General features: G+C 70.2%; 25 protein-coding genes and 1 riboswitch. Of the genes, 8 read left to right on the top strand and 17 right to left on the bottom strand.

The window, feature by feature from the left end:
- The first annotated feature begins 44 nt into the window (after positions 1 to 44).
- The gene (locus tag AB0F29_RS04160; RefSeq protein WP_361867775.1) at positions 45 to 1,301 is read left to right on the top strand and encodes a glycosyltransferase 87 family protein; all 1,257 of its coding nucleotides are present in this window, start codon (positions 45 to 47) and stop codon (positions 1,299 to 1,301) included.
- On the opposite strand, the gene AB0F29_RS04155 is transcribed toward AB0F29_RS04160, so the two are convergent.
- The 5 genes from AB0F29_RS04155 to AB0F29_RS04135 all read right to left on the bottom strand — a co-directional run bounded on the left by AB0F29_RS04155 (position 1,277) and on the right by AB0F29_RS04135 (position 6,812).
- Positions 1,277 to 2,533, bottom strand: coding sequence for a hypothetical protein (locus AB0F29_RS04155; RefSeq protein ID WP_361867306.1), 1,257 nt, complete (start codon positions 2,531 to 2,533; stop codon positions 1,277 to 1,279). The two genes, AB0F29_RS04160 and AB0F29_RS04155, sit on opposite strands and share 25 nt — an antisense overlap.
- Before the next feature lie 34 nt (positions 2,534 to 2,567).
- Positions 2,568 to 3,596 (bottom strand): NlpC/P60 family protein, encoded by a 1,029-nt coding sequence (locus AB0F29_RS04150; RefSeq protein WP_361867305.1) that lies wholly within the window; start codon positions 3,594 to 3,596, stop codon positions 2,568 to 2,570.
- A 254-nt stretch (positions 3,597 to 3,850) separates the two neighbouring features.
- A complete protein-coding gene (locus AB0F29_RS04145; RefSeq protein WP_361867303.1) occupies positions 3,851 to 4,876 on the bottom strand; it encodes an NlpC/P60 family protein in 1,026 nt (341 codons plus the stop codon).
- 292 nt (positions 4,877 to 5,168) lie between these two features.
- Positions 5,169 to 6,530 (bottom strand): NYN domain-containing protein, encoded by a 1,362-nt coding sequence (locus AB0F29_RS04140; protein WP_361867301.1) that lies wholly within the window; start codon positions 6,528 to 6,530, stop codon positions 5,169 to 5,171.
- Positions 6,531 to 6,569: 39 nt separating this feature from the next.
- The gene (locus AB0F29_RS04135; protein WP_015608051.1) at positions 6,570 to 6,812 is read right to left on the bottom strand and encodes a hypothetical protein; all 243 of its coding nucleotides are present in this window, start codon (positions 6,810 to 6,812) and stop codon (positions 6,570 to 6,572) included.
- Positions 6,813 to 7,005: 193 nt separating this feature from the next.
- On the opposite strand from AB0F29_RS04135, the gene AB0F29_RS04130 reads away from it, so the two are divergent.
- Both AB0F29_RS04130 and AB0F29_RS04125 read left to right on the top strand, forming a co-directional pair.
- Positions 7,006 to 7,755 (top strand): rhomboid family intramembrane serine protease, encoded by a 750-nt coding sequence (locus AB0F29_RS04130; RefSeq protein ID WP_361867299.1) that lies wholly within the window; start codon positions 7,006 to 7,008, stop codon positions 7,753 to 7,755.
- On the top strand, positions 7,752 to 8,033 hold the full coding sequence (locus AB0F29_RS04125; RefSeq protein WP_003969641.1) for an Lrp/AsnC ligand binding domain-containing protein: 282 nt from the start codon (positions 7,752 to 7,754) through the stop codon (positions 8,031 to 8,033). Before AB0F29_RS04130 ends, AB0F29_RS04125 begins: the two co-directional genes overlap by 4 nt.
- A gap of 95 nt (positions 8,034 to 8,128) precedes the next feature.
- Here the strand turns inward: AB0F29_RS04125 and AB0F29_RS04120 are convergent, their stop codons facing one another.
- The 6 genes from AB0F29_RS04120 to AB0F29_RS04095 form a co-directional block, all read right to left on the bottom strand.
- Positions 8,129 to 9,508 carry an aminotransferase class V-fold PLP-dependent enzyme gene (locus tag AB0F29_RS04120; protein ID WP_361867297.1) on the bottom strand — a complete coding sequence of 460 codons (1,380 nt, stop codon included), beginning with the start codon at positions 9,506 to 9,508 and terminating at the stop codon, positions 8,129 to 8,131.
- 177 nt (positions 9,509 to 9,685) lie between these two features.
- Positions 9,686 to 9,803: riboswitch (SAM riboswitch) on the bottom strand.
- Between the two features lie 105 nt (positions 9,804 to 9,908).
- Positions 9,909 to 10,973: an anthranilate phosphoribosyltransferase gene (gene trpD, locus AB0F29_RS04115; protein ID WP_361867295.1), complete on the bottom strand. Its 1,065-nt coding sequence runs from the start codon at positions 10,971 to 10,973 to the stop codon at positions 9,909 to 9,911.
- Between the two features lie 123 nt (positions 10,974 to 11,096).
- Positions 11,097 to 12,746, bottom strand: coding sequence for a cytochrome bc complex cytochrome b subunit (locus tag AB0F29_RS04110; RefSeq protein WP_361867294.1), 1,650 nt, complete (start codon positions 12,744 to 12,746; stop codon positions 11,097 to 11,099).
- Entirely contained in the window at positions 12,743 to 13,795 is a 1,053-nt protein-coding gene (locus AB0F29_RS04105) for a Rieske 2Fe-2S domain-containing protein (protein ID WP_215102947.1), read from the bottom strand. Before AB0F29_RS04105 ends, AB0F29_RS04110 begins: the two co-directional genes overlap by 4 nt.
- The gene (locus AB0F29_RS04100; RefSeq protein ID WP_361867291.1) at positions 13,792 to 14,601 is read right to left on the bottom strand and encodes a c-type cytochrome; all 810 of its coding nucleotides are present in this window, start codon (positions 14,599 to 14,601) and stop codon (positions 13,792 to 13,794) included. Before AB0F29_RS04100 ends, AB0F29_RS04105 begins: the two co-directional genes overlap by 4 nt.
- Positions 14,602 to 14,656: 55 nt before the next feature.
- Positions 14,657 to 15,277 carry a heme-copper oxidase subunit III gene (locus AB0F29_RS04095; RefSeq protein ID WP_361867289.1) on the bottom strand — a complete coding sequence of 207 codons (621 nt, stop codon included), beginning with the start codon at positions 15,275 to 15,277 and terminating at the stop codon, positions 14,657 to 14,659.
- A gap of 199 nt (positions 15,278 to 15,476) precedes the next feature.
- Between AB0F29_RS04095 and AB0F29_RS04090 the strand changes: the two genes are divergently transcribed.
- Complete coding sequence (locus AB0F29_RS04090; RefSeq protein WP_361867288.1) at positions 15,477 to 15,878, top strand: hypothetical protein; 402 nt, start codon at positions 15,477 to 15,479, stop codon at positions 15,876 to 15,878.
- 58 nt (positions 15,879 to 15,936) lie between these two features.
- Here the strand turns inward: AB0F29_RS04090 and AB0F29_RS04085 are convergent, their stop codons facing one another.
- From AB0F29_RS04085 to coxB, 4 genes are all read right to left on the bottom strand, one after another.
- Complete coding sequence (locus AB0F29_RS04085; RefSeq protein ID WP_361867287.1) at positions 15,937 to 17,190, bottom strand: Ig-like domain-containing protein; 1,254 nt, start codon at positions 17,188 to 17,190, stop codon at positions 15,937 to 15,939.
- Between the two features lie 141 nt (positions 17,191 to 17,331).
- Complete coding sequence (locus AB0F29_RS04080; RefSeq protein ID WP_361867285.1) at positions 17,332 to 17,730, bottom strand: cytochrome c oxidase subunit 4; 399 nt, start codon at positions 17,728 to 17,730, stop codon at positions 17,332 to 17,334.
- Positions 17,727 to 19,463, bottom strand: a complete 1,737-nt coding sequence (gene ctaD, locus AB0F29_RS04075) for a cytochrome c oxidase subunit I (RefSeq protein WP_361867284.1) — start codon at positions 19,461 to 19,463, stop codon at positions 17,727 to 17,729. Before ctaD ends, AB0F29_RS04080 begins: the two co-directional genes overlap by 4 nt.
- The gene (gene coxB / locus AB0F29_RS04070; RefSeq protein WP_026290535.1) at positions 19,460 to 20,428 is read right to left on the bottom strand and encodes a cytochrome c oxidase subunit II; all 969 of its coding nucleotides are present in this window, start codon (positions 20,426 to 20,428) and stop codon (positions 19,460 to 19,462) included. Before coxB ends, ctaD begins: the two co-directional genes overlap by 4 nt.
- A 273-nt stretch (positions 20,429 to 20,701) precedes the next feature.
- Between coxB and AB0F29_RS04065 the strand changes: the two genes are divergently transcribed.
- Positions 20,702 to 22,084, top strand: a complete 1,383-nt coding sequence (locus AB0F29_RS04065) for an aminotransferase class V-fold PLP-dependent enzyme (protein WP_361867283.1) — start codon at positions 20,702 to 20,704, stop codon at positions 22,082 to 22,084.
- On the opposite strand, the gene AB0F29_RS04060 is transcribed toward AB0F29_RS04065, so the two are convergent.
- The gene (locus tag AB0F29_RS04060) at positions 22,085 to 23,059 is read right to left on the bottom strand and encodes a carbohydrate kinase family protein (protein ID WP_361867281.1); all 975 of its coding nucleotides are present in this window, start codon (positions 23,057 to 23,059) and stop codon (positions 22,085 to 22,087) included.
- Positions 23,060 to 23,216: 157 nt separating this feature from the next.
- Between AB0F29_RS04060 and AB0F29_RS04055 the strand changes: the two genes are divergently transcribed.
- Positions 23,217 to 23,414, top strand: a complete 198-nt coding sequence (locus tag AB0F29_RS04055; RefSeq protein ID WP_361867280.1) for a hypothetical protein — start codon at positions 23,217 to 23,219, stop codon at positions 23,412 to 23,414.
- A gap of 197 nt (positions 23,415 to 23,611) precedes the next feature.
- Entirely contained in the window at positions 23,612 to 25,051 is a 1,440-nt protein-coding gene (locus tag AB0F29_RS04050; protein ID WP_361867279.1) for a hypothetical protein, read from the top strand.
- A 104-nt stretch (positions 25,052 to 25,155) separates the two neighbouring features.
- Here AB0F29_RS04050 and AB0F29_RS04045 read toward each other — a convergent pair whose 3' ends face one another.
- Positions 25,156 to 25,512 carry an iron-sulfur cluster assembly accessory protein gene (locus AB0F29_RS04045; RefSeq protein WP_007451212.1) on the bottom strand — a complete coding sequence of 119 codons (357 nt, stop codon included), beginning with the start codon at positions 25,510 to 25,512 and terminating at the stop codon, positions 25,156 to 25,158.
- Between the two features lie 264 nt (positions 25,513 to 25,776).
- On the opposite strand from AB0F29_RS04045, the gene nadA reads away from it, so the two are divergent.
- Positions 25,777 to 26,964 (top strand): quinolinate synthase NadA, encoded by a 1,188-nt coding sequence (gene nadA, locus AB0F29_RS04040; protein ID WP_361867278.1) that lies wholly within the window; start codon positions 25,777 to 25,779, stop codon positions 26,962 to 26,964.
- Positions 26,965 to 26,979 lie beyond the last annotated feature (15 nt).

Here is a 26,979-nt window from a genome sequence, read left to right as displayed (position 1 = left end):
GCCGCCGGGAGACCCGGCCGGACACGAGCGACGAAGAGGCGGCGATGACGGCGATGGCGGCACGAGAACCCGTCGGTGCCGGTCCGTGGCCGTACGCGCTGTGGGCGCTGACCCGGGCCTGGCTGCTGGCGTGTGTGTTCAAGGTGGCCACGGTGCCCGGCCCGGACGTCACGGTGGACGTGTCGGTGATCTACCGGAGCTGGTACGAGACGCTGCTGACCGGCACGTATCCGCTGTCCGACGTCACCTGGCAGTACCCGCCCGGGGCCGCTCTGGCGATCCTCTCCCCCGCCCTGCTGCCGTTCCTGGAGTACGCGACCGCGTTCTTCGTGCTGGTGCTGCTCTGCGACGCGTTGGTGCTGGGGCTGCTGCTGTACGCGGGCCGACGGCCGGGGATAAGGGAGGCGGGCGCTTGGGTGTGGGTCGCGGGGGTGCCGCTGCTGGGTCCGACGGTCTACGCCCGCTACGACCTGATGGTGACGGCGGTCGCGGTGGCGGCGCTGCTGGCGGGGGTGCGCCGGCCCCGTGCGCTGGGGGCGCTGGCGGCGTTCGGGGCGCTGCTGAAGGGGTGGCCCGCGCTGTTGCTGGTCGGGGTCCGCAAGGGGCGTCCGACGCGGGCCGCGTGGACGTCGGCGGCGCTGACGGCGGCGGGGCTCGCGGCGGCGTTCGCGCTGTGGATGCCGGGGGCGTTCGCGTTCCTGGCCTTCCAGCGGGACCGGGGCACCGAGGTCGAGTCCCTGGGGGCGCTGGTCTTCCACGTGGCGCGGCGGTTCGGCTGGGAGGGGCGGGTGGAGCTGCGCTACGGCTCGCTGGAGTTCGTCGGCCCGCACGTGGAGCTGGTGTCGACGCTGGCGTTGGGACTCGGCGTCCTGGCGCTGGGCTGGCTGCTGCTGTGGCGGCTGCGGGCCCGGACGTTCGCCGCCCGTACCCCGGCCGAGGCGGCGTTCACCGCGGTGCTGCTGTTCACGGTCACCAGCCGGGTGATCAGCCCGCAGTACGTGGTGTGGCTGGTCGGGCTCGCGGCGGTGTGCCTCGTGTTCCGGGGGGCGGCGATGACGCTTCCGGCCGTGCTGGTGCTGGTGGCGGCGGGGGTGACGCTGCTGGAGTTCCCGGTCGGCTTCGGCCATGTGGTGGCGAGCGACGCGTGGGGCGTGGCGCTCCTTCTCGTACGGAACGGGCTGCTGGTGGCCGCCTCGCTGGTCGCGGCGCGGCGGCTGTGGCGGTCGACGGTGCCGGGGAGGCCGCGCGTCCAGGGCGGCCTTCTCGCGGGCGGGGGTCAGCCGAGCCGGGTGGCGAGGTAGTCGCGCCAGTCGGCGGTGAACTGCTCGGGGGTGGTGTCGAGCACCGCGTTCAGCGCCTGCTCCACCGCCCCCTCGCGCCCGTCGTGCGCGCCGACGGCCTCGTAGAAGGCGATCAGCTTCTCCTTGCCCCACCGCTCCGCGATCAGCTCGCAGGCCAGCCAGCCGCCCTCGTAGGCTCCCGCGAGTTTCGCCGGGTCGCCGTCGAAGCCGAAGTCCGGGTCGGCGGGGAGTTCGGCGGGGGTCCGGCCGCTGCGGACGGCGTCGGCCAGTTCGGGGGCGATGGTGTCGGCGGCGCGGTCCTCGCCCCGGTAGGCGGTCCAGTCGGCGAAGCCCTCGGAGAGCCAGACCGGGGTGGCGGTGGAGGTGCTGGTCCGGGTGGCGACATGGGTCGTCTCATGGGTCAGGACGATCCGCTGCCCGAAGCTGCCCAGGGTGGCGTACGCCTGTGGATTGACGATCACCCGGTCGGCGATGGCCGGGCGCTCGCCGGTGCCGCCGACCTCGCCGGTGGTGACGGCGGCGATGCCCCGGTAGCTGGACTCCGGCGAGCCCAGCAACCCCGCCATGGACTCGACGGAGTCCGGGACGAGGACGACCACCCGGCGGGTCCAGGGCCTCGGCCAGGCGTCCGAGACGGCCGGCACGGCGAGGTCCACGGTGTCGGCGACCTGGCGCAGCTCGCTCTCCGACCGTCCGACGCCCAGGACGATGCTGTGGGCGCCCTCGACGACCTCGACGTCCCCCTGCTGCCACAGCTGCCCGGAGGCTCCCTCGGCGGGCCGGTCGGCGGTGATGTACCAGCGCTCGCCGTCGCGCATCAGCTCCAGGACGCGGCGGGTGGCGACCGGGGCGGTGTCGTACCCGTCGATGCGGTAGCGCAGCTCCACGTCGGCGGTGGCCCACTGCCCGTCCTGCTGGGTGATGTCCTTGACGTCGTAGGTCCAGGACTTCAGGGGCACGTCGGCGAGCCGGTCCAGCTCGGTGCGCTGGGCGGCCCGCAGCTTCGCGGCGTCCGGCGCGAGGCCGTCGACGTAGCCCGCCGGGTCGTGGGCGAGGACCGCCGCCGCGCGGCGTTCCAGGGTGGCGTCGAGGGCACCGGTGGTGAGGTGGGTGTCCGTGTCGGCGGGGGCCGTGCAGGCGGCCGCGGTCAGGAGCACGGCGAGCAGCGGGCCCGCCGCCCGCCGTCGTCCCCGGGGGCGTCCCCCTCGCGCGTCACGTCCTCGTACGGCCACCCTGCCGATCGTACGGTCAGATCCTGTCGTACGGTCAGATCCGGGTCACCGAGGAGACGGGCATCATGCCGACCGGGTCGTAGCGGACCGGGGCGCCCGGGTAGGGGGCGTGGATGACCTGCCCGTTGCCGACGTACATGCCGATGTGGCTGGCGTCCGCGCGGTAGGCGACCAGGTCCCCCGGCCGCGCCTGGGAGAGGGGCACCATGCGGCCCGCGTGACGCTGGGCCTGGGAGGTGCGGGGCAGGCTCACCCCGGCCTGGGCGTAGGCCCACTGCATCAGGCCGGAACAGTCGAATCCGGAGGGCCCGTTGGCGCCCCAGACGTAGGGTCTCCCGAGCGCCTGGTGGGCGGCGGCCACGGCGGACATCGCGCGGCCCGAGCCGGGGGCGACGCCGGAGAGGTCGGGCGGTCCCTCGCGGCCGGAGCGGGAGGCCCGGTCGAAGGTGGCGCGTTCCTCGGGCGGCAGCGACTCCAGCAGTCGGCGGGCCTCGCGGAGCTTGGACTCGACGGCGTGCTTGTGGCGGGTGACGGCGGCCCGGTTGCGCTCCAGCTCGGTCAGGGCCCGGGTGGTCTCCGCGCGGGTCTGGGCGAGCTTGCGCTGGGCGTGCCGCAGCTTGTCCAGGGTCATCGCCTGGCGGGCGCCGGCCCGGTCGAGGGCGGCGGCCCGCTCCAGGTAGGTGTCCGGGTCGGCGGAGAGCAGCAGGGCGAGCGCCGGGTCGATGGAGCCGGTGCGGTACTGCGCGCCCGCCATCGCGCCCAGCGCGTCGCGCATCCGGTTGACGCGTTCCTGGCCCCGGGCCGTGGCGTCCTGGGAGCGGTCCGCCTCGCCGCGCAGCCGGTCCACGCGTTCCCCGGCCTCGTTGTAGCGCTCGGTGGCCTGCTCGGCCTCCCCGTAGAGGCGGTCGACGGCTGCCTTGGCGCTCTCGCGGGTCTCCTTCGGGTCGGCGCTCGCCGGGGCCCCGGTCAGCGTCGCGGCCGCGGTGGCGGCGGCCGCCGAGACGACCGTGATCCGGACGCCTCTGGTGAAGCCGGACGGTGTGGAACGGCGATGGGACACCACAGGTAGCCGCACTCCCTTCCGCTGACGCGGTAGTGCGCAGCCCCTGCCGCCCGGGACGGGCGGACGGAGACCGGGAGCTGCGCGGCAGCCAGACAGTAATCGCGCGACTACGCACCGGCAAAAGACCGCGCCGGTGGCGGCGGAGGGGTCCAACGCCGCCGCCCCGCCGGTGACCTTGGTCTCCGGCGGGGCGGTGCGTCAGTGTGGTGCCCGGCGATTCCCTCGTTCGGGCGTGCCGCGGGCATGCCGTGACGTCAGATGCGGACGCCGAACTGGAAGGTGCCCATGTAGTCCATCGACTCGTAGCGGACGACGGTGCCCGGCTTCGGGGCGTGCAGGATCTGGTTGTTGCCGGCGTAGAAGCCGACGTGCGCCAGGTTGTTGAAGAAGACCAGGTCGCCCGGCTTGAGCTGGCTGCGGCCGATCTTCGTGCCGTCGTTGTGCTGGGTGAACGTGGTCCGGGTGATGGAGACGCCGGCCTGGGCGAAGGCCCACTGGGTCAGCCCGGAGCAGTCGTAGGAGTTGGGGCCCGAGCCGCCGGAGACGTACGGCTTGCCGATCTGCGTGGCGGCGGCGGCCAGGGCGGCGGCTCCACGGCCGGACGCGGGGGACTCGTTGCCGAGCTCGACCCGGTCGCTGGCGGCGCGGCTGGCGCGCTGCTCGTCCTTCTGCATCTTGGCGCGTTCGGCCTGGGTCAGCGTGTTGAGCAGCTGCTGGGCGTCGGCCAGTTTGCCCTGGTACTTCTTCTTGTTCTCGCCGAGCGCCTTGCGGACGTCGGCGAGGTCGCCGAGCTTGTCCTGGGCTTCCTTGCGCTGCTGGGCGAGGGTGCGCTGCTTGGACTGGATCTTCTGCAGCGACTCCGTCTGCTTGACCGTCAGCTGGTCGAGCGCGGAGGCCTGGTCGAGGAAGCTGTCCGGGTCCGAGGCGAGGAAGAGGGCCACGGAGGGGTCGATGCCACCGGAGCGGTACTGCGCGGTGGCGATCGAACCGAGTTCGGTGCGCAGCGTGTTGAGCTCGGCCTGGCCGCGGGCGACCTTGTCCTGGAGCGCGTCGACTTCCTTCTTCAGGTTGTCCTGCTGCTCCTTGGCCCCGTTGTACTTCTCGGTGGCCGCCTCGGCCTCGTGGTAGAGGTTGTCGACCTTCGCCTTGACTTCGCTCTTGCTCGGCTTGGGGTCGGCGTGGGCGGCCTGGGAGGTCAGGGCCACGGCCGCGGCGGCGGTCGCGGTGAGCACGGTCACGCGGGTGCGGCTCGGCTGCTTGGGACGACGGTGGGACGCCACGAAGGCGAGCTCCTTCTTCCTCAGAGCCGCCTACCGGGCTGTGGGGGAAAGATTCCCCGGCTCCGTGCACATGACGGACTCGGCGGTTCCTTCGCCGCCACCCCCAGTGGGTGATCAACCGTGCGAAGGTTCGAGGCCTGACCCTAGTGACCATCTTGTGATCAGTTCAAATCCTCACAGGATTTTTCTCGTCACACCAGGCACTTCTTTACTCTCACCCCACCGCGCGTAGCGGCGACTTGACGGTACGTTCCCAGAAACCCGGCATGCCACACATGTCGCGCATATTCCGCTAGACGCGCGAAAGGCGCTTGAGGAGCAAGACGGACGCGACCGGTCGCGCACCGGCCTTGGCCACGCCGTCCGCCACCTCCCGGTCGGTGGAGACGACCACCACGGGCCGCCCCGGCGGTTCCGCGCGCGCCAGTTGACGGATCAGCTCGTCCGCCGTGACCCCGGCTTTGCTGAACAGCACCCGTACGCCCCGGGGCGGGGCCAGCAGCACCGGGGCCGCCAGCTCGGCCCCGTCGAAGACGCAGGTCATCTCGGCGCCGGTCTGCGCCGCGAGCACCGAGAGCCCGCCCAGCAGCCGCAACCGCTGCTTCTCCAGCGGCATCTGGGGATAGCCGGTCTTGGTGACGTTGTAGCCGTCCACGATGAGGTGGGCCTGCGGCAGCGCCAGCAGCTGGTCGAGCAGCGCCGGATCGGTCTCCGAAAGGGCCCTGGCAGCGATGTCCTTGGGTGACATCCGGCCGGGCTCCACCGCGTCCACGGTGTCGGCGGGACGTGTCGTCGCCGGGGGAAGCGCCAGCTCCCGCCGCAGCCCCGAGGCCGCGTCCAGCACGGTGTCCAGGAGCAGCCGCAGCCGCATGTCCTCCACCGAGCGGCCCTCACGCGCGGCCCGGCGGCTCGCCTCCAGGGCAGCCTCGGCCTCCCCCAGCCGCCCCTTGAGCCGGCGCGACTCACTCTCCGCGGCGGAGAGCTGGGCGGCCGACTCGGCGCGTGCGGTGTCGGCCTCGGCGGCGCCGCGGCGCAGGGCGGCCTCGCCGCGCTTCACCTCGCTCAGGGCGCTGCGCAGCTTGCGGTGCAGCGACTCGGCCTCCTTGCGGGCCGCCTCCAGCTCGGTGCGCAGCCGCTCGGTCTCAGCGCGGGTGTGGGCGCGGGCCCGCTCCAGCTCCTCGCGCAGGTGCTCCAGTTCGCGCCGGGTCTCCTCGTCGGCCCGTTCCGCGTCGGCGCGCTGGACCTCCTCGCCGGCCGATTCGACCAGCTTGACCCAGCCGACCGGGCGCAGCACGTAGGCGGCCGCGGCCACATCGAGGGGGTCGGCGGCGGCGGGCGGCGAACCGGCCTCCAGCGCGCCGGTCAGCTCGGGCTGGGACTGGCCGAGCCGCTCCCCGATGCGCTGCCGGAAGAGGGCGTCGCTCTCCAGGGCGGCGGCCATCGCGTTCCCCGCGAACTTCGCCCGCCGGGTCGGGGTGAACCGGGCGTACTGTCGTAGCTGGGCGGGCAATTCGGAGACGGTCAGGCCACCGAAGGCGTCCGAGACCAGCGCGATCACCCGCCGCCGGACACCCTCGGGCAGCGGACGGCCGAGCACCTCCGCACCGCCGTCGGCCTCATCGGCCGGTCCGGCGCCGCTGGTCGGCTGATCCACCGTCCGTCACCCCATAGATATGTTGAAGGGTGCGCTCCCTCAGGAAGCGGCACCCGGCCTGTCCACCAGTTCGATCTGGTCCACCGCGTTGCACCAACGACAGCGGACCGACTCGATGGTCTCACTGACGACCTCCCGCTCCTCGACACTCGACTCACCGGCCAGGTCGAGATGCACGTACTCCACGACCTTGGAGGAGCGGGTCACGTCGAAGCGCGTGAGATTGCCGCACAACGTGCAGCGCCAGCGGGTCCCGTCGGTCGGCAGGGGAACCGTCGTCATCGTTGCGTCCTCTTTCGTCGTCGCCAGGAGCCCGCGCCGGGCGCGCCGCCGCGTCTCCGCCTGTCTACGTCAAGGATCTCGCGGTGCGCCGTCGAACTGCGGAAGTCCTGGCGTAACCCTACGGCCTCGCGTATAGGCATCGGCACGGCGAGGCGCTTCCTCCGCTTCTCCCCCGGTACGTCATGCTCTGTCCATGATCGATGGGCGGCAGACCGACTGGCGGACCACGGCGGGGAAGTTCCGGGACGCGGCGGCGTCGAGCGGCGCCCCGGTCACCTACGGGCTGATCGCCGTCTGCGGTGTGATCTTCCTGATCAGCCCGCTCTCCGGGTTCGGCGGTGCCGGCCACGGGAGCGAGGACGCGCTTCTCGCCGCGCAGGCCGGGTACTTCGAGCGGTGGGGGGTGGTCCCCGCCGAGCTGTGGGCGGGGTCCACGCATGCGCTGATCACACCGTTCACCGCGCTGTTCGTGCACGGCAGCTGGCTGCACCTGCTGGGGAACCTGTTGTTCCTGTACGTGTTCGGCGCGATGGCCGAGGAGCGCATGGGCCGGTTGCGGTTCGCCCTGTTCTACGTGGGCTGTGGCTATGTGGCCCTGGTCTGCTACGCGGCGGCGCACGCGGACTCCGAGCAGACACTGGTCGGTGCGTCGGGGGCGATCTCCGCGGTGCTCGGCGCGTTCCTCTACCTGTTCCCCCGGACCCGGGTGACCAGCCTGTTCCCGTTCCTCTTCTTCCTGCCTCTGCGCTTCCCCGCCTGGATGGTGCTGGTCTTCTGGTTCGGGCTCCAGTGGGCGGCGGCGCAGGGGGCGGGCAGCGGGCCCGGGGTGGCGTACCTGGCGCATGTGGCGGGCTTCGCGGCCGGGTTCCTGTGCGCCTGGGTGGGCTATGGACGGAGGGCTAGAGTGAGGGTTCCAGCCACCGAGGGAGACAGCCAGCCGTGATCACCGCGATCGTGCTCATCAAGACCAGCGTGGACCGGATTCCGGAGATCGCCGAGGCCATCGCCGCGCTGGACAGTGTCAGCGAGGTCTTCTCCGTCACCGGTACCTACGACCTGATCGCCATGGTCCGGGTCGCCCGGCACGACGACCTCGCCGATGTCATCCCCGGCCGGATCAGCAAGATCCCGGGCGTCGAGGGCACCGACACGCACGTGGCGTTCCGTACGTACTCCCAGCACGACCTGGAAGCGGCCTTCGCCATCGGCCTCGACGCGTAGGGCCTGACGACGGACCCTGGGGAACACCGGCGACGCACCTCGGCCGGGGACGGGCGGCGCGCCTGTCCCCGGCCGAGGTGTTTCATCAGAACGTGTCAGACCTGGGCGGCTTCGCCCCGGTCCGGGACGCAGCGGCCGTCCTCGGTGCGGTAGTTCCACCGGGCGCCCTCACGGACCAGCTCGGAGACCGCGCGCAGGAACCGGTCGATGTGCTCGTCGGGCGTACCGGCCCCGAAGCTGACGCGGATCGCGTTGAGCGACCGCTCGCCCGGCTCCGCCTCCGGCGCCCCGCACTCGCCCGGGTCCTGCGGGTCGCTGCCGAGCAGGGTGCGCACCAGCGGGTGGGCGCAGAAGAGGCCGTCGCGCACGCCGATGCCGTACTCGGCGGAAAGGGCGGCGGCGAAGTGCGAGCTGTTCCAGCCGCTCACCACGAAGGAGATGACCCCGACCCGGGGGGCGTCGTCGCCGAACAGCGAGAGCACCCGCACCTCGGGCACCTCGGCGAGCCCCTCGCGGACCCGGCCCACGAGCTCCTGCTCCCGGGCGACCAGGCCCTCGAAGCCGGCCTCGGTCAGGGCCTTGCAGGCGGAGGCGATGGAGTAGACGCCGATGACGTTGGGCGAACCGGCCTCGTGGCGGGCGGCCGTGGTGTGCCAGTCGACGTCCACGCCGCCGTCGGCGCGCCGGGCGACCTTGCGGGACGCGCCGCCGCCGGCGAGGTACGGCTCGGCGGCCTGGAGCCAGTCGGCGCGGCCGGCCAGGACGCCGGAGCCGAAGGGCGCGTACAGCTTGTGGCCGGAGAACGCGACCCAGTCGACGTCCAGTTCGGCGATGTCCACGGGGTGGTGCGGGGCGAGCTGCGCGGCGTCCAGGACGATCCGGGCGCCGTGTGCGTGGGCGGCGGCGGCCAGTTCCCGTACCGGCCACAGCTCGCCGGTCACGTTGGACGCACCGGTGACGCAGACGAGGGCGGGGCCGTAGGGGTCGCGGTCGGCGAGTGCGCGCTCCAGGGTCTCGACGGCCTGGGCCGGGGTGCGGGGCGCGTTGAGGTAGGTGACCTGGGCGTCACGCCAGGGCAGCAGGGACGCGTGGTGCTCGGTCTCGTAGACGAAGACCTGGCAGTCGGCGGGGATCGCGGCGGCCAGCAGGTTGAGGGAGTCGGTCGTGGAGCGGGTGAAGACCACCTGGTCGTCCGCGCGGCAGCCGAGGAACTCCGCGACCGTACGGCGGCTGTTCTCGAAGAGGTCGGTGGAGAGCTGCGAGAGGTAGCCGGCGCCACGGTGGACGCTGCCGTAGTACGGGGCGTACGCGGCGACGTCGTCCCAGACGCGCTGGAGGGCCGGGGCGCTGGCGGCGTAGTCGAGCGCGGCGTAGGTCACCTCACCGCCGGTGACGAGCGGGACCGTGACGTTCTGCCCCAGAACGGGCAGGGGGGCACAAACCGACGAGTCGAGGGCAGCGGTGGGGACAGACATGACGAACTCCCGTAACAGGCAGGCGAAATCCATGCGCCGGCAGTACGCGGCAGCGCAGGGAGGGGAAGAGAAATGGGTGCGCGGAAGGAGGGCTACAAGCCCTAGCGCATTCGCTTGCTCACAGAAGACTCCCTAGGGACCAGGACCCCGGGAGCTGGCATCCGCTGGATGCCGAGGGGCCCGCGCTTGCCGCAGACCTCGCTGCCTGCGGCCTGGTCTTCACCCGGGGCACCCCGCCACGGACGGAGGGTTGCCGGACAGCGGGCCGGGGCCGTAGTCGCTGTCACTCATGACCTGCGCAGCATCTTGCCATACGTGTGCACACACGCAAGGGCGCAGTCCGGCATCCGGACTGCGCCCTGTGTCACACCGTGGGGGCCGCGGGCGGCTCCGTCGCGCTTCAGGCGTTGCTGGCCACCACCCAGCGCTCCAGGGCCCGCTTGGCGGCCCCGGAGTCGATGGCCTCGGCCGCGACGAGGATCTTCGCCGCGAGCTGTTCGGTCAGCGTGCCGGGGCCCGGGTCCAGGGCGACCAGGGCCGCCGCCGAGTTGAGCAGCACCGCCTCGCGTACCGCGCCGCCCTCGCCGTCCAGCAGCCGGCGGGCCACATCGGCGTTGTACGAGGCGTCGGCGCCGCGCAGCGCCTCGACGGGGACGATGGGCAGCCCGACGTCGCGCGGGTCGAAGGGCTCCTCGCGGACCGCGCCGTCGCGCACCACCCAGACCCGGGAGGTGGCGGTGGTGGTGAGCTCGTCGAGGCCGTCGTCACCGCGGAAGACCAGGGCCGAGTTGCCCCGGTCGGCCAGCACGCCCGCGACGATGGGCGCCATCCGGGCGTCGGCGACGCCGACGGCCTGGGCGCGGACCTGGGCCGGATTGGTGAGGGGGCCCAGGATGTTGAACGTGGTCTGCGCGCCGAGTTCCTTGCGGGCCTTGGCGGCGTACCGCAGGGCGGGGTGGAACTTCACGGCGAAGCAGAAGGTGATGCCCGCCGTTTCGGCGACCTCGACGACCCGCTGCGGGGTCAGCTCCAGGTTGACGCCGAGCTTCTCCAGTACGTCGGAGGAGCCGCTGGCGGAGGAGGCCGCCCGGTTGCCGTGCTTGACGACCTTGGCGCCGGTGCCGGCGATGACGATCGCGGACATGGTCGAGATGTTGACCGTCCTGGCGAGGTCGCCGCCGGTGCCGACGATGTCGACGGTCCGGCCCGGCACGTGGATGGTGTTGGCGTGCGCGTACATCGCGCGGACCAGTCCGGTGACCTCGTCGACGGTCTCGCCCTTGGCCCGCAGCGCGATGGCGAACCCGGCGATCTGCGCGTCGGTGGCCTCGCCGCTCATGATGCGGTCCATGGCCCAGGCGGTCTCCTCGGAGCTGAGGTTCTCGCCGCGCAGGAGGGGGTTCAGGAGGCCGGGCCAGGAACGGTCCGCCACGCTGTCGCCGCCGTTCGGGGTCACAACGTTCATGGTCCGCTCCAGGGTCCACAGCCGGTCAGGAAAGATGGCTCCACCCTATCCAGCCGGGGAGACCGCGAAGAGCCCCGTCCATCGGATGGACGGGGCTCTCACGGTGGCGATCAGTTCAGGTGATCAGTGGTGGCCGTGGCCCTCGCTGATCTCCTTGTACTCCTCGGGGGTTGCCTTGGGGATCTGGTTCCCGTCGGCGAAGTACCCCTTGCTGAGCTTGGCGCGCAGCTTCTGTACCGGGGAGATCTTGCGCTTGACGCCGTTCTCGTCGACCGCGGGGCCGAGGTCGAGCGGCTGGTACTGCTCGTGCGCCGTGAGCGTGTGCAGCTGCCCGGGGCTGAGCGGCTCGTGGATCTCGACGAACTCACCGTGCGGCAGGCGCTTGATGATGCCGGTCTCACGACCGTGCAGCACCTTCTCCCGGTCGCGGCGCTGGAGGCCGAGGCAGATCCGCTTGGTGACGATGAACGCGATGACCGGTCCGACGAAGAAGAAGATCCGGACGAACCAGGTGATGGAGTTGATCGACAGGTGGAAGTGCGTGGCCCACAGGTCGTTACCACCGCCGACGAGGCCGATGAAGTACGCCGTGATCCAGGCGACGCCGAAGCCCGTACGGGTCGGGGCGTTGCGCGGACGGTCCAGGATGTGGTGCTCGCGCTTGTCGCCGGTGACCCAGGACTCGATGAACGGGTACACCGCGATCGCGGTGAGGACCACGCCGAAGCCGACCAGCGGGATGAACACGCCCAGGGCGAGCGTGTGGCCCCACAGGTTGATCTCCCAGCCCGGCATCACACGGACCAGACCCTCGGCGAATCCCATGTACCAGTCGGGCTGGGCGCCGGTGGACACCTGGTCGACCCGGTACGGGCCGATGGCCCAGATCGGGTTGATCGTGGCGATGGCCGAGATGGCCGCGATGACGCCGAAGACGAGGAAGAAGAACCCTCCGGCCTTCGCCATGTACACGGGCAGCAGCGGCATGCCGACGACGTTCTTGTTGGTCCGGCCGGGACCCGCGAACTGCGTGTGCTTGTGGTAGAAGACCAGGATCAGGTGCGCCACCAGCAAGCCGAGCATGATGCCCGGCAGCAGCAGGATGTGGATCGAGTAGAACCGGGCCACGAAGTCGTGGCCGGGGAACTCGCCGCCGAACAGGAACATCGAGATGTACGTACCGACGATCGGCACGGACAGGATCGCGCCCTGGGTGAAGCGGACACCCGTACCGGAGAGCAGGTCGTCGGGCAGGGAGTAGCCGGTGAACCCGGTGAACATGCCGAGCACGAACAGCAGGAAGCCGAAGAGCCAGTTGATCTCGCGCGGCTTGCGGAACGCGCCCGTGAAGAAGACGCGCATCATGTGCACGAACATGGCGGCCAGGAAGATCAGCGCGGCCCAGTGGTGGATCTGCCGGACGAGCAGACCGCCGCGGACCTCGAAGCTGATCTTCAGGGTCGAGGCGTAGGCCTCGGACATCCGGATGCCCTGCATGGGCTCGTACGGACCGTGGTAGACGATCTCGCCCATGCTCGGCTGGAAGAACAGCGTCAGATACACACCCGTGAGGATGATGATGATGAAGCTGTAGAGCGCGACCTCACCGAGCATGAAGGACCAGTGGTCCGGGAAGATCTTGCGCATGTTGGCCTTGGCGAGGCCGTAGATGCCCAGCCGGCCGTCCGCCCAGTCGGCCACCCGCTCACCGGCCGGAGCCTTGCGCCCGCTCGCCGGTCCGGCGGCGGAGGGGTTCTTTGTCGCAGTACTCATCCGCGCTCCCAGAAGGCAGCACCGACGGGCTCGTCGAAGTCGCCGAGCGCCTCGAGGTTGCCCTCGCTGTTGACACCGATCCGCAGCTGCGGAAGGGGGTGGCCGGCCGGACCGAAGATGACGCGAGCGCCGTCGGAGAGGTCGAAGGTGGACTGGTGGCACGGGCAGAGCACGTGGTGCGTCTGCTGCTCGTACAGGCTGATCGGGCAGCCGACGTGGGTGCAGATCTTGGAGAACGCGACGATGCCCTCGTGGGCCCAGTCACGCTGGCGCTTGTCCTTGATGTCGTCCGGCTCGATGCGGACGATCATCAGGGCCGCCTTGCCCATCTGCGTCTGGAAGTCGTGCGACTCCGGGTCGAGCCCCTCAGGCATGGCGAAGGCCAGCGACCCGACGGTGATGTGCTCGGGGCGCAGCGGCTTCATCGTGTTCATGTTGATGAGCTGCTTGCCCTCGGCCCACAGAGTGGTGCGGAGCTTCTTCTCCGGCAGCGGACCGAGGTCGCGCAGCAGGACCACGCCGGAGAGCGGCACCAGGGCCAGCGCACCGAACATGGTGTTGCGGATCAGCTTGCGACGGCCGATCGCGGACTCCTCGGCGCCGGCCTTGAAGTCGGCCAGGACCTGGGCCTTGACCTCGGGCGGGGCCTCGATCGGGTGGCGGTCGGCGGCGACCTCGACGTCGGACATCAGGGTGCGCGCCCAGTGGACGGCTCCCGCGCCGATGAAGAAGAGCGCCGCACCCAGGGTGAGCCCCAGGGAGAAGTTGAGCGCGCTCACATGGCCGAAGGGCCAGATGTAGACGATCTTGTCCACCGGGAAGATGACGTAGGAGGCGATGAAGCCCACCGTCGCCAGCATCGAGAGGGTGAACATGAACGCGACGGCGCGTTCCGAGCGGTTCGCGGCGCGTTCGTCGAGGTCCTGGATGCGCGGCTGGTGGGCCGGCAGTCCCGGGTCGGCGAACGGGTCGTCGTGACGCTCCACCGCGCCGTGCGCGGTCTCCTGCACCACAGGCAGGTTGTCTTCTGGAATCTGTTGGCTACTCATGACTTCTTGGCCTTAGCGGTGTGGGCCGCGACCCAAACGGCGACTGCGACGAGCGCGCCGAGTCCGAAGATCCACGCGAACAGACCTTCGCTGACCGGACCGAGACCGCCGAGGGCCAGGCCGCCGGGGCTCTCCGTCTCGTCACCGTTCACGGTCTCGATGTACGCGATGATGTCCTTCTTCTCCTGCGCCGGCATCGTCGTGTCGGGGAAGGAGGGCATGCTCTGCGGGCCGGTCTGCATGGCCTCGTAGATGTGCTTCGGGCTCACGCCTTCGAGGTCGGGGGCGTACTTGCCCTCCGTCAGGGCTCCGCCCTTACCGGTGAAGTTGTGGCACTGGGCACAGTTGTTGCGGAACAGTTGGCCACCGTTGGCGACGTCCGCGCCCGCGGGGTCGACCTGCTTGTCGGTCGGCGTGATGGGACCGGCGCCGAGCGACGCGACGTACGCCGCGAGCTGGTCGATCTCCGCCTGGGTGTAGATGACCTTCTTCTTCGGTACCTGGGCGCCCGGCTGCTGCGCGGGCATACGGCCCGTACCGACCTGGAAGTCGACGGCGGCGGAGCCCACGCCCACGACGGACGGCCCGTCGGTGGTGCCCTGACCGCCGGTTCCGTGGCAGCTGGCGCAGCCTACGGCGTAGAGCTTCTTGCCCTCTTCGATGGCGAGGGACTGGGCGGTTTCATCGGCCTGCGCCTTGCCCGCAGGCGCGAACGCGGCGTACAGCCCCCCGGTAGCCGCCAGCGCGAGGAGTAGTACGACGACCGCCGCCAGCGGATGGCGTCGTCGTGCGGAGAGCTTTTTCACGGATTACCCCGGTGTCAGGATCTTCTGCGTCGATGGTGGGCGGGTGCGAGCCCGGTTACTTGATCATGTAGATCGTTGCGAACAGGCCGATCCATACGACATCGACGAAGTGCCAGTAATAGGACACGACGATGGCTGCGGTGGCCTGGTCGTGGGTGAACCTCTTGGCCGCGTACGTTCTGCCGAGGACCAGCAGGAAGGCGATGAGGCCGCCCGCCACGTGCAGGCCGTGGAAGCCGGTGGTCAGGTAGAACACCGATCCGTACGGGTCGGACGAGAGGGAGAGCCCCGCGTCCTTGACCAGCTCCACGTACTCGAGGACCTGGCCGCCGATGAAGATCGCACCCATCACGAACGTGATGATGAACCAGGTGCGGAGCTTCTTCACATCGCCCCGCTCGGCTGCGAAAACGCCGAGCTGGCAGGTGAGTGAGGAGAGCACCAGGATCGTGGTGTTCGTCGCCGAGAACGGGAAGTTCAGATGATCGGACATCTCCTTCCAGTATTCGGGTCCCATCACCGATCGCAGGGTGAAGTACATCGCGAAGAGGGCCGCGAAGAACATCAGCTCGGAACTCAACCAGATGATGGTTCCGACGCTGGTGAGGTTCGGCCGATTGACCGACGGGTGCGCGTGCCCGGTTTCTACTGTCGTTGCTGTCGCCACGACCGACATTATGTCGGTCGCTTATCCCGCCCTCACCCCGGGGGGTGCCGTTCGGTGTGTCCGTACCGTCTGCAGGGGTCGCGCCCTGCGCCGAACGGCCCATCGGAAGGTCGTCATTACCGGTGCTGACGGCCGGTCGGGCGGAGTACGATCCGCGCATCGGTTCATGCCCCGAGAGCCCCGACGACGTCGATGTCACGGAGGAACAATGCAGGCGACCGCCACGGTCCTGGTCTACAGCGACGACGCCAACATCCGCGAGCAGGTGAGGCTGGCAGCCGGTCGCAGGCCTGCCGCGGACGTGCCACCGGTGGAGTTCCTGGAGTGCGCCACGCTCCCGGCCGTCCTCAAGGCGCTCGACGCCGGCGGCGTCGACGTCTGCGTGCTGGACGGGGAGACGGCTCCCATCGGCGGGATGGGCGTCTGCCGCCAGATCAAGGACGAGATCTTCCGCTGCCCGCCGGTGCTCCTGCTGATCGGCCGCCCGCAGGACGCGTGGCTGGCCACCTGGAGCCGGGCGGAGGCCGCCGTGACGCTCCCGGTGGACCCGGTGGAGTTCGCCGACGCGCTGGCGGCGCTGTTGCGGCAGCGGCTCGCCGTGGAGGCCTGAGAGGCCCCCACGGCCCGCTGAGGGGCGTCCGGCGCCGTACGGCACCTTCCTGCCCGGATCAGACGTGGGGACGCAGCCGGGCGGCCTGGAGCGTCTGCGGGCTGTCCGGCGCCCCCTCGTGGAGGGCGCTGCCCTTCTGCCACTTCTCCCAGGAGAGGTTCCAGTCGCCGAACCCGTTGCCGAACGGGTCCATGTCCTCGCCCGCGCTGCCGACGACCTTGACGATGTCGCCCTCGCGCACGGTGTCGAAGAACCATTCGGCGTTGTCGGTGCTCATGCCGGTGCAGCCGTGGCTGACGTTGGCGTTGCCCTGGGAGCCGGTGGACCAGGGGGCGGCGTGGACGTACTCGCCGCTCCAGGTCACCCGGGTGGCCCAGTAGACCGGCAGGTCGTACGACTCCGAGGAGCCGGCGGCGATGCCGATGCTCTCGCCGCGCATACGGACGAACTGCTCCTTGGCGAGCACCACCTTGACCCCGTTGCGGGTGGAGAAGCCGGGCTTGCCGGTGGTGACCGGAATGGTGTTGATCACTTCTCCGTTCCGGAGCACCGTCAGGGTGTGGTCCGCGGCGTCGGTGATGGCCTCGATCCGGTCGCCGGTGGCGAGCTTCAGGGGTTTGGCCTCGGCTCCGTAGAGCGCGTTGGTCACCTTGATGCCCGCCAGGTTGGAGCGGACCTCGATGGTGGCGTTCGCGGGCCAGTACTCCTTCGGGCGGTAGTGCAGCTTCTTGTCGTCGACCCAGTACCAGGAGCCGGTGACCGCCGGGGTGGAGCGGACCTTCAGGGCGCGTTCGACGGTGGCCCTGGCCGCCTTGTCGGTGATCGGAGCGCTGAGTTCCGCCGTGATGGGCTGTCCGACGCCGTAGGTGCCCGTCTCCGGGCCGAAGGCGACCTTGAGCAGCTTCTTGGGCGATGAGGTGTCGAAGGAGAGCGTACGGACGCCTGGGGCGCCGTCGCTGTTCTCCGTGGCGACCCTGACGGTGTATCCGGTGCCGGCCGCGAGCGGGGCGGTGGAGCGCCAGCGCCTCCCGTCGGCGGAGAGCTCTCCCGCGAGGTGGCGGCCGCCGGTGTCCACGGCGCTGACGTCGGTGATGCGCCCGTCGTCGCCCTCGACGGTGACTTCCAGGGGCTTGTCGGGGTCGGCCTTCTCCTTGTCGGAGGGGCCGTTGAAGGAGACCTGGTCACCCGCGTCGTAAGGCTTCGTGGAGAGCGGGTGGCCGTCGGGCGAGCCACAGGCGGTCGCACCCGCGGCGAGGGTCACGACCAGCAGGGTGCAGCTCACTACGGTGCGAATGCGCGGCGTGTGGTTCATGCCGTCCACGCTAAGAAGATTCATCCGTTCCAGCGCGTTCTGTGACTGCAAACGAGCGAAGGGCCCGCGTCGCTGTCGGCGATGCGGGCCCTTCGTGGTGTAGCGCGTGTCACCGGCGGTGCGGTGTCACGGGGTGCGGTGTCACTGGGTGCGGTTCTCGCCCCGGTAGTACTCGAAGACCCAGCCGAAGAGGCCGATCAGGAGCAGGGGGGCGGAGAAGTACAGCAGCCACCAGCCGAAGACGACGCCCATGAAGGCGAAGGCTCCGCCGACCGCCAGGGAGAGCGGCTGCCAGCTGTGCGGGGAGAAGAACCCCAGCTCGCCCGCCTCGTCGGCGACGTCCGCTTCCTTGTTGTCCTGGGCCATGGCGTCGACCCGGTTGGCCGTGAAGGCCAGGTAGAAGCCGATCATGACGGACAGCCCGAAGGCCAGGAAGAGGGCCGTGGTGCCGACCGGCTCCTTGGACCACACGCCGTACACGATGGCCATGGCGAGGATGAAGACGCTCAGCCAGATGAACATCTGTCCCTGGATCTTCACTTGCCTGCCTCCTTGGAGCCGGCGAGAGCCTTGTCCGACTCGGAGAGGTGGTCGAGCTGTTCGAGCGCCGTGATCTCCGGGTGGTGCAGGTCGAACGCCGGGGATTCGGAACGGATCCGCGGCAGCGTGAGGAAGTTGTGCCGCGGCGGCGGGCAGGAGGTCGCCCACTCCAGCGAACGGCCGTAACCCCACGGGTCGTCGACCTCGATCTTCTTGCCGTACTTCGCGGTCTTCCAGACGTTGTAGAAGAACGGCAGCATCGACAGGCCGAGGAGGAAGGAGGAGATCGTCGAGATCGTGTTCAGCGCGGTGAAGCCGTCGGCGTCGAGGTAGTCCGCGTAACGACGCGGCATGCCCTCGGCACCGAGCCAGTGCTGCACCAGGAACGTGCCGTGGAAGCCCACGAACAGCGTCCAGAACGTGATCTTGCCGAGCCGCTCGTCCAGCATCTTCCCGGTGAACTTCGGCCACCAGAAGTGGAATCCGGAGAACATCGCGAAGACCACGGTGCCGAAGATGACGTAGTGGAAGTGCGCGACGACGAAGTACGAGTCCGAGACGTGGAAGTCCATCGGGGGCGAGGCGAGGATGACGCCGGTCAGACCACCGAAGGTGAAGGTGATCAGGAAGCCGACGGCCCAGAGCATCGGTGTCTCGAAGGACAACGAGCCCTTCCACATCGTGCCGATCCAGTTGAAGAACTTCACGCCTGTTGGCACGGCGATGAGGAACGTCATGAAGGAGAAGAACGGCAACAGCACACCGCCCGTGACGTACATGTGGTGTGCCCACACCGTCACGGAAAGGCCGGCGATGGCGATCGTCGCGGAGATCAGACCGATGTAGCCGAACATCGGCTTGCGGCTGAATACCGGGATGACCTCGGAAATAATTCCGAAGAATGGCAACGCGATGATGTACACCTCTGGGTGGCCGAAGAACCAGAAGAGGTGTTGCCAGAGCAGTGCGCCGCCATTGGCGGAGTCGAAGATATGCGCACCGAATTTTCGGTCCGCCTCCAGCGCGAAGAGCGCGGCGGCGAGGACCGGGAAGGCCAGCAGGACCAGGACACCGGTCAGCAGGACGTTCCAGGTGAAGATCGGCATGCGGAACATCGTCATGCCGGGTGCGCGCATGCAGATGATCGTGGTGATGAAGTTGACCGAGCCGAGGATCGTGCCGAAGCCGGAGAAGGCCAGACCCATGATCCACATGTCGGCGCCGACGCCCGGCGAACGGACCGCGTCCGAGAGCGGGGAGTAGGCGAACCAGCCGAAGTCGGCCGCACCCTGAGGGGTGAGGAAGCCGGCCACCGCGATGAGCGAGCCGAAGAGGTACAGCCAGTACGCGAACATGTTCAGCCGCGGGAACGCCACGTCGGGCGCGCCGATCTGCAGCGGCATGATCCAGTTCGCGAATCCGGCGAACAGCGGCGTCGCGAACATCAGCAGCATGATCGTGCCGTGCATCGTGAACGCCTGGTTGAACTGTTCGTTCGACATGATCTGCGTGCCCGGACGGGCCAGCTCGGCGCGCATGAAGAGCGCCATGAGTCCGCCGATGCAGAAGAACACGAACGACGTGACCAGGTAGAGCGTACCGATCGTCTTGTGGTCAGTGGTGGTCAGCCACGTCACGACGATGTTTCCCGGCTGCTTGCGCCGCACGGGCAGCTCGTCCTCGTACGAGTCGTCTGCCGGAGCGGCACCCTGAGGTTCGTTGAGGATGCTCACAGTTGGTTCTTCTCCGCATTCCTGGCCGGGTCCGTCTGCGCGATGCCTGCCGGCACGTAGCCCGTCTGACCCTTCTCAGCCAGCTCCTTGAGGTGCTGCTGGTAACGCTCCGGGGAGACGACCTTGACGTTGAAGAGCATCCGGGAGTGGTCGGCGCCACAGAGCTCGGCGCACTTGCCCATGAAGGTGCCCTCCCGGTTGGGAGTGACCTCGAACGCGTTGGTGTGGCCCGGGATGACGTCCTGCTTCATGAGGAACGGCACCACCCAGAAGGAGTGGATGACGTCACGCGAAGTGAGGACGAAGCGGACCTTCTCACCCTTCGGCAGCCACAGGGTCGGACCCGGGTTGCCGTTCTGCGGGTTACGGGTCCCGGGGATGCCCACGTCGTAGACGCCGCCGGCGCCTTCGGGGAAGTCCTTGCGGAACCGGTCGGGGATGGCGTCGAGTTCCTTGGGGATCTCGGGGCCCGCCGCGGGCTGGCCATCCACCTTCTCGATGTAGTTGAAGCCCCAGCTCCACTGGAAGCCGACCACGTTGATGGTGTGGGCGGGCTTGTCGGAGAGCTCGAGGAGCTTCGACTCATCACGTGCGGTGAAGTAGAAGAGCACCGAGACGATGATGAGGGGAACCACTGTGTACAACGCCTCGATGGGCATGTTGTACCTGGTCTGCGGAGGTACCTCCACCTTGGTCCTGCTACGCCGGTGGAAGAAGACGCTCCAGAGGATCAGCCCCCAGACAAGGACACCCGTGACGAGCGCTGCCGCCCACGAGCCTTGCCAGAGGGAGAGGATCCGAGGGGCCTCTTCCGTAACCGGAGTGGGCATTCCGAGGCGGGGGAAATCCTCCCAGTTGTATGAACAACCGGAGGCCGTCGCCAGGACCAGGCCCGCAGTCAGCACCTGCGGCAGCTTCCGCCGCATCGGGCGCCGCGACGAGCGGTCGGAGCCGTTGGGACTCACGTAGCGCCTTCCCGAGAGTCTCGCCCGCACGGTCGGCGCGCCCGTATGTCTCTGGTCGGTCGCCGGCCCTGACGCGGGCAGGGGTTTGGATGTTTATGCGGACCAAACCCTACTGGACGCTATTTAGGGTCGCGCGGGGAGGGTGCCCAACGCGCCGCCCGACACGCCCATGGGGTGGAATCCGGGCCTCCGGGCCTCATCTGACGGCCACTCGCCCGTCCGGTAGGAACGGCCCCCGGCGAGGTGGGGCCGGGTGCGGGCTAGCGTGGCCAGGTGCCCTACTTCGATGCCGCCTCCGCCGCCCCCCTGCACCCCGTCGCACGCCAGGCCCTGCTTGCCGCGCTCGACGAGGGCTGGGCCGATCCCGCCCGCCTGTACCGGGAGGGGCGGCGGGCCAGGCTGCTCCTGGACGCGGCCCGGGAGGCCGCCGCGGAGGCCGTCGGATGCCGCCCCGACGAACTGGTCTTCACCTCGTCCGGGACGACGGCGGTGCACGCGGGAATTGACGGAGCTCTTTCGGGGCGTCGGCGTGTCGGCCGCCATCTGGCGCTCTCGGCGGTCGAACACTCGTCGGTGCTCCATTCGGCGGCGGCCCACGAGGCGGCGGGCGGCTCGTTCACCGAGGTCCCGGTGGACCGCACGGGGGCGGTGGATCCGGCGGTGTACGGCGGGGCGCTGCGGGCGGACACCGCGCTGGCCTGCCTCCAGTCGGCCAACCACGAGGTGGGCACCGAGCAGCCCGTCGCCGAGGTCGCGGCGCGCTGTGCGGAGGCCGGGGTGCCGCTGCTGGTGGACGCGGCCCAGTCGCTCGGCTGGGGGCCCGTTCCGGCGGGCTGGTCGCTGCTGACGGCGAGCGCGCACAAGTGGGGCGGCCCGGCCGGGGTCGGGCTGCTCGCCGTCCGCAAGGGGGTGCGGTTCGCACCCCGGGGACCGGCCGGGGAGCGGGAGTCGGGGCGGGCGGCGGGGTTCGAGAACCTGCCGGCGATCGTGGCGGCGGCGGCCTCGTTGCACGCGGTACGGGGCGAGGCGGCGGCGGAGTCGGGGCGGCTGCGCGCCCTGGTGGAACGGATCCGGACCGTCGTGGCCGAGCGGGTGCCGGATGTGGAGGTGGTGGGCGATCCGGAGCGGCGGCTGCCGCATCTGGTCACCTTCTCCTGTCTCTATGTCGACGGGGAGACCCTGCTGCACGAGCTGGACCGGAGGGAGTTCTCCGTGTCGTCCGGCTCGTCCTGCACGAGCAGCACCCTGGTTCCGAGCCATGTGCTCAAGGCGATGGGGGTGCTCTCGGAGGGGAACATCCGGGTGTCGCTGCCGCCGGGCACGGACGGGGCGGACGTGGACCGCTTCCTGGAGGTCCTGCCCGGAGTGGTCGCCGGGGTCCGCGAGCGGCTCGGCGCCCCGGTCTCCGCACCCCGCTCCCCCGGGCCCGCCGCGTCCCTGGTGGTCGACGCGCTGGGCCGTCGCTGCCCGATCCCGGTGATCGAGCTCGCAAAGGTGATCGGGGAGGTAGCGGTGGGCGCCACGGTGACGGTGCTCGCCGACGACGAGGCGGCGCGGCTGGACATCCCGGCCTGGTGCGAGATGCGGGGCCAGGAGTACGTGGGCGAGGAGCCGGCGGACCGCGGCTCGGCCTATGTGGTCCGCCGGCTCAGCTGATCACACCAGGTGCTGCCGGACCTCGGCGGCGGCCTCGTGGCCGTACGCCTTGGTGAAACGGTCCATGAAGGCGGTACGGCGCAGGGTGTACTCCTGGGTGCCGACCGTCTCGATGACGAGGGTGGCGAGCATGCAGCCGACCTGGGCGGCGCGCTCCAGGCCGACGCCCCAGGCGAGGCCGGAGAGGAAACCGGCCCGGAAGGCGTCGCCGACGCCGGTGGGGTCGGCCTTCGTGTCCTCCTCGGGGCAGCCGACCTCGATGACCGGCTCGCCGACCCGCTCGATCCGGACACCGCGGGCGCCGAGGGTGGTGACGCGGTGGCCGACCTTGGCGAGGATCTCCTCGTCGCTCCAGCCGGTCTTGGACTCGATGAGCCCCTTCTCGTACTCGTTGGAGAAGAGGTAGGTGGCGCCGTCGAGGAGGATGCGGATCTCCTCGCCGTCCATCCGCGCGATCTGCTGCGAGAAGTCCGCGGCGAACGGGATGTTCCGGGAGCGGCACTCCTCGGTGTGGCGGAGCATCGCCTCGGGGTCGTCGGCTCCGATGGAGACGAGGTCGAGGCCGCCGACGCGGTCGGCGACGCTCTTCAGCTCGATGAGGCGGGCCTCGCTCATCGCGCCCGTGTAGAAGGAGCCGATCTGGTTGTGGTCGGCGTCGGTGGTGCAGACGAAGCGGGCGGTGTGCAGTACCTCGGAGATACGGACCGATCCGGTCTCGACGCCGTGCCGGTCGAGCCAGGAGCGGTACTCGTCGAAGTCCGCGCCCGCGGCGCCGACCAGGATCGGGCTGGTGCCGAGCAGACCCATGCCGAAGCAGATGTTGGCGGCTACACCGCCCCGGCGGACATCGAGGTTGTCGACCAGGAAGGAGAGGGAGACCGTGTGCAGCTGATCCGCGACCAGCTGGTCGGCGAAGCGGCCGGGGAAGGTCATGAGGTGGTCAGTGGCGATCGAGCCGGTGACTGCAATGCGCACGGGAGGCTACTCCTGCGGAAGGCGAAGGGCCGTGAGTGTGCGCCCTCCGGGACGACGTGACAGTTCACGCTACCGGGTGAGCCGACGGCCAGGAAAAGGGAAAACTACCCGATAGTAGGGCTTTCTACCTGTGCTCGACCGTGGTTACGGTGCGGATATGTCGAAGCACACCGCATTGCCCGAGTCGGAATTGAGCCTGGCCGCACTGCGCGGTGACTGCGCGCGCATGGCGCCGCACTGGACGGCGTCCGTGAAGAGCGCCCCGGTTCCGGTGAAGCCGTCCCTGATCAACGGGGTGACGGTCCCGCCCTCGTCGGCGCGGCTGATCGACGCGATGTCCGAGTACGGCGACTGAGGACCGACCGCGCCGGCACGGACGACATCACCTTTCGGCCATTCCGTCCGGGCTTCCGGCGGCGACCGCACGGTGTCCGCGTCCGGTCCGGTCCCGGCCGCGGGAACCGCGCGCTCCTCCGCTCCGTCCCACCGGTGTCCCCGTCCGGGGACACGCGGCAGGCACCGCGACGGCAACGCAGTCGAAGGAGCGATCCGGTGAGCACCGAGCGACCCGACAACGACGTGACCGGCCCCCGGCGGCGGCGTCCGCCGCTCGCGGTGGCCTCGGTGGCCGCGGCCGTGCTGCTGGCCGGGGGCGGTGGGGCGTACTGGGCCTCGACCGCCGCGGGCGACGGCGGCGCGGCGGACAGCAATGCGTCGGCGCGGGGCGAGGCCCTGCCGCTGGCCCTGGACGCTCCTGTCGGCGACGGCCCGGGCTCCACGTCCTCGGCCTCGGACACCCCTCCCGCGGGCATCGCACCCGGCGAACCGGACCCGGGCGGCCCGCCCGTGATCTACCGGGCCGCCGGTGAACTCCCGGACGGCCCGGACGAGGCGGCGGTCCACCACGCGAAGGGCACGGTCGCGTCGGCCGACGTCGCCCGGCTGGCCGAGGCGCTGGGCATCCCCGGCTCGCCGCGCACCCAGGGCACGTCCTGGGTGGTCGGCGACGACGACGGGCCCGGGGCGCTCCTGAAGGTGGGGAAGCAGGCCCCGGGCACCTGGACGTTCGCCGGCACCACCCCGGCCAAGCCCTGTGAGCCGGGGACGATGTGCGCGAACGGGGCGTCGGAGCCGGGCGGCGACCCGGTGAGCGAGAAGGCGGCGAAGGCGGCCGCGATCCCGGTGCTCAAGGCGGCCGGGCAGGACGACGCGGCGCTGAACGCGGGCCAGCTGATGGGCGACGTCCGGGTGGTGAACGCCGACCCGAAGGTCGACGGGCTGCCGACCTACGGCTGGTCGACCGGTGTCCAGGTGGGCCCGGACGGTGAGGTGACCGGCGGCAGCGGACATCTGAAGGCGCTGGAGAAGGGCGGCACCTACCCGGCGGTCGGCGCGGACGAGGCGCTGAAGCAGTGGAACGCGGTGAGCCGGGGCAAGGGCGACGCCGGCCGGGACGTCGGCGGCTGCGCCACTCCCGTACCGCACCAGGGCGAGCCGAAGCCCTCGGACCCCCAGTGCGTGCCGTCGAACGGCAAGCGGGCACCGGTGGAGCAGACGGTCGAGGACGCGGTGTTCGGCCTCGCGCTGAACTACGTGGACGGCCGGCAGACGCTGGTGCCGTCCTGGCTGTTCACGGTCCGCCAGGCTCCCGGCGGCCCGGAGAACACGGTCACGCAGGTCGCCGTGGACCCGAAGTTCATCGAGAAGCCGGAGGCGCCCGCGCCCTCCGGGGACCGGAAGGTGACGTCGTACGGCGCGGACGGGCGGACCCTTGAGGTGACGTTCTGGGGCGGCGTGTGCAGTACGTACACGGCGAGCGCGAAGGAGAGCGCGGGCCAGGTGGCGATCTCGGTGACAGAGAAGCCGCAGGAGGGCAAGAAGGCCTGCATCATGATCGCCAAGGAGCTGACCCGGACGGTGACGCTGGAGAAGCCGCTGGGCGACCGCACGGTGATCGACGCGGCGTCGGGCGGTGCGGTGCCGCGCGGATGAGCGGATGAACGGGTGAGCGGGTGAGCGGGTGAGCGGTGTTGTACGTACGGAGGCGGCCCCGGGACTGATCCCGGGGCCGCCTCTGTATGCCGTACGCGCAGCGCTTAGCTGAACGAGTCGCCGCAGGCGCAGGAGCCGGAGGCGTTCGGGTTGTCGATCGTGAAGCCCTGCTTCTCGATGGTGTCGACGAAGTCGATGGAGGCGCCGCCCAGGTACGGAGCGCTCATCCGGTCGGTGACGACCTTGACGCCGTCGAAGTCCTTCACGACGTCACCGTCGAGCGAACGCTCGTCGAAGAAGAGCTGGTAACGCAGGCCCGAGCAACCGCCGGGCTGAACGGCGACGCGCAGCGCCAGGTCCTCGCGGCCTTCCTGCTCCAGCAGGCCCTTGACCTTGGCGGCGGCGGCGTCGGACAGGAGGATGCCGTCGCTCACGGTGGTGGTCTCGTCCGATACGGACATCTGCTTCTCTCCCGGGTTGTACGGACTGCTTGCCGACGGTTCAACCGCCAGACCCGCGGATTCATTCCGGGCCAAGCGCTTGTCTGTTCCCTTTCATGCTCGCACACCGGGCCGCCCGGGGGATGCGTCACATCGACGCTATCGGCATCGTCAAACTGACACGAAGCGGCTATGATAGATAGCGTCAAATAGACGAAAAGGCGAGTTCGCCGAAGCTCTTCGCGGATGTTCGCGGAGTGATCTTGAGTTCGCAGACTAGAAAGGGTGCGTGACGTGACCACGGCCCAGCCCCTGGACGTTCAGCCGACACCGCTCGCGCTGCTGCTGCTCGGCCGCGAGGCCGACCCGAGGAGCGAGCGCGGCGTCGAATGCCCCGGCGACCTGCCCTCGCCGTCCGACCCGGACCTGGTGGAGCGCGCCCGCGCCGCGAAGGAGAAGCTCGGGGAGAAGGTGTTCGTCCTCGGCCACCACTACCAGCGCGACGAGGTCATCCAGTTCGCGGACGTCACCGGCGACTCGTTCAAGCTGGCCCGCGACGCGGCCGCGCGTCCGGAGGCCGAGTACATCGTCTTCTGCGGCGTCCACTTCATGGCGGAGTCCGCGGACATCCTGACCACGGACGCCCAGGCGGTCGTCCTGCCCGACCTGGCGGCCGGCTGCTCGATGGCCGACATGGCCACCGCCGAGCAGGTCGCCGAGTGCTGGGACGTGCTGACGGAGGCCGGGGTCGCCGATCAGGTGGTGCCCGTCTCGTACATGAACTCCTCCGCCGACATCAAGGCCTTCACCGGCAAGCACGGCGGCACGATCTGTACGTCGTCCAACGCGAAGCGGGCCCTGGAGTGGGCCTTCGAGCAGGGCGAGAAGATCCTCTTCCTGCCCGACCAGCACCTGGGCCGCAACACGGCGGTGCGGGACATGGGGCTGAGCCTCACGGACTGCGTCCTCTACAACCCGCACAAGCCGAACGGCGGCCTCACCGCCGAGCAGCTGCGCGACGCGAAGATGATCCTGTGGCGCGGGCACTGCTCGGTCCACGGCCGCTTCTCGGTCGAGTCGGTCGAGGACGTCCGGGCCCGGATGCCCGGGGTCAACGTGCTGGTGCACCCGGAGTGCAAGCACGAGGTCGTCGCCGCCGCGGACTACGTGGGCTCGACGGAGTACATCATCAAGGCCCTGGAGGCGGCCCCGGCCGGCTCGAAGTGGGCCATCGGCACGGAGCTGAACCTGGTCCGCCGGCTGGCGAACCGTTTCGCCGCGGAGGGCAAGGAGATCGTCTTCCTCGACAAGACGGTCTGCTTCTGCTCGACGATGAACCGCATCGACCTGCCGCACCTGGTCTGGACCCTGGAGTCGCTGGCCGAGGGCAAGCTGGTCAACCGGATCGAGGTCGACCCGGAGACGGAGAAGTACGCGAAGCTAGCGCTGGAGCGGATGCTGGCGCTGCCGTAGCGCCGCGCGGGTCCC

The organism is Streptomyces sp. NPDC026589, from assembly GCF_040638385.1.
Taxonomy (GTDB): domain Bacteria; phylum Actinomycetota; class Actinomycetes; order Streptomycetales; family Streptomycetaceae; genus Streptomyces.
This window is presented reverse-complemented; position numbering and strand designations above follow the sequence as displayed.

Bases quoted from the DNA above. Each gene is read 5' to 3' on its own strand.
- AB0F29_RS04120 (WP_361867297.1), bottom strand. From the start codon at position 9,508: ATGTCTGTCCCCACCGCTGCCCTCGACTCGTCGGTTTGTGCCCCCCTG.
- AB0F29_RS04135 (WP_015608051.1), bottom strand. From the start codon at position 6,812: ATGACGACGGTTCCCCTGCCGACCGACGGGACCCGCTGGCGCTGCACG.
- AB0F29_RS04130 (WP_361867299.1), top strand. From the start codon at position 7,006: ATGATCGATGGGCGGCAGACCGACTGGCGGACCACGGCGGGGAAGTTC.
- AB0F29_RS04095 (WP_361867289.1), bottom strand. From the start codon at position 15,277: ATGTCGGTCGTGGCGACAGCAACGACAGTAGAAACCGGGCACGCGCAC.
- AB0F29_RS04160 (WP_361867775.1), top strand. From the start codon at position 45: ATGACGGCGATGGCGGCACGAGAACCCGTCGGTGCCGGTCCGTGGCCG.
- AB0F29_RS04110 (WP_361867294.1), bottom strand. From the start codon at position 12,746: ATGAGTACTGCGACAAAGAACCCCTCCGCCGCCGGACCGGCGAGCGGG.
- AB0F29_RS04090 (WP_361867288.1), top strand. From the start codon at position 15,477: ATGCAGGCGACCGCCACGGTCCTGGTCTACAGCGACGACGCCAACATC.
- AB0F29_RS04055 (WP_361867280.1), top strand. From the start codon at position 23,217: ATGTCGAAGCACACCGCATTGCCCGAGTCGGAATTGAGCCTGGCCGCA.
- trpD (WP_361867295.1), bottom strand. From the start codon at position 10,973: ATGAACGTTGTGACCCCGAACGGCGGCGACAGCGTGGCGGACCGTTCC.
- AB0F29_RS04085 (WP_361867287.1), bottom strand. From the start codon at position 17,190: ATGAACCACACGCCGCGCATTCGCACCGTAGTGAGCTGCACCCTGCTG.
- AB0F29_RS04045 (WP_007451212.1), bottom strand. From the start codon at position 25,512: ATGTCCGTATCGGACGAGACCACCACCGTGAGCGACGGCATCCTCCTG.
- AB0F29_RS04105 (WP_215102947.1), bottom strand. From the start codon at position 13,795: ATGAGTAGCCAACAGATTCCAGAAGACAACCTGCCTGTGGTGCAGGAG.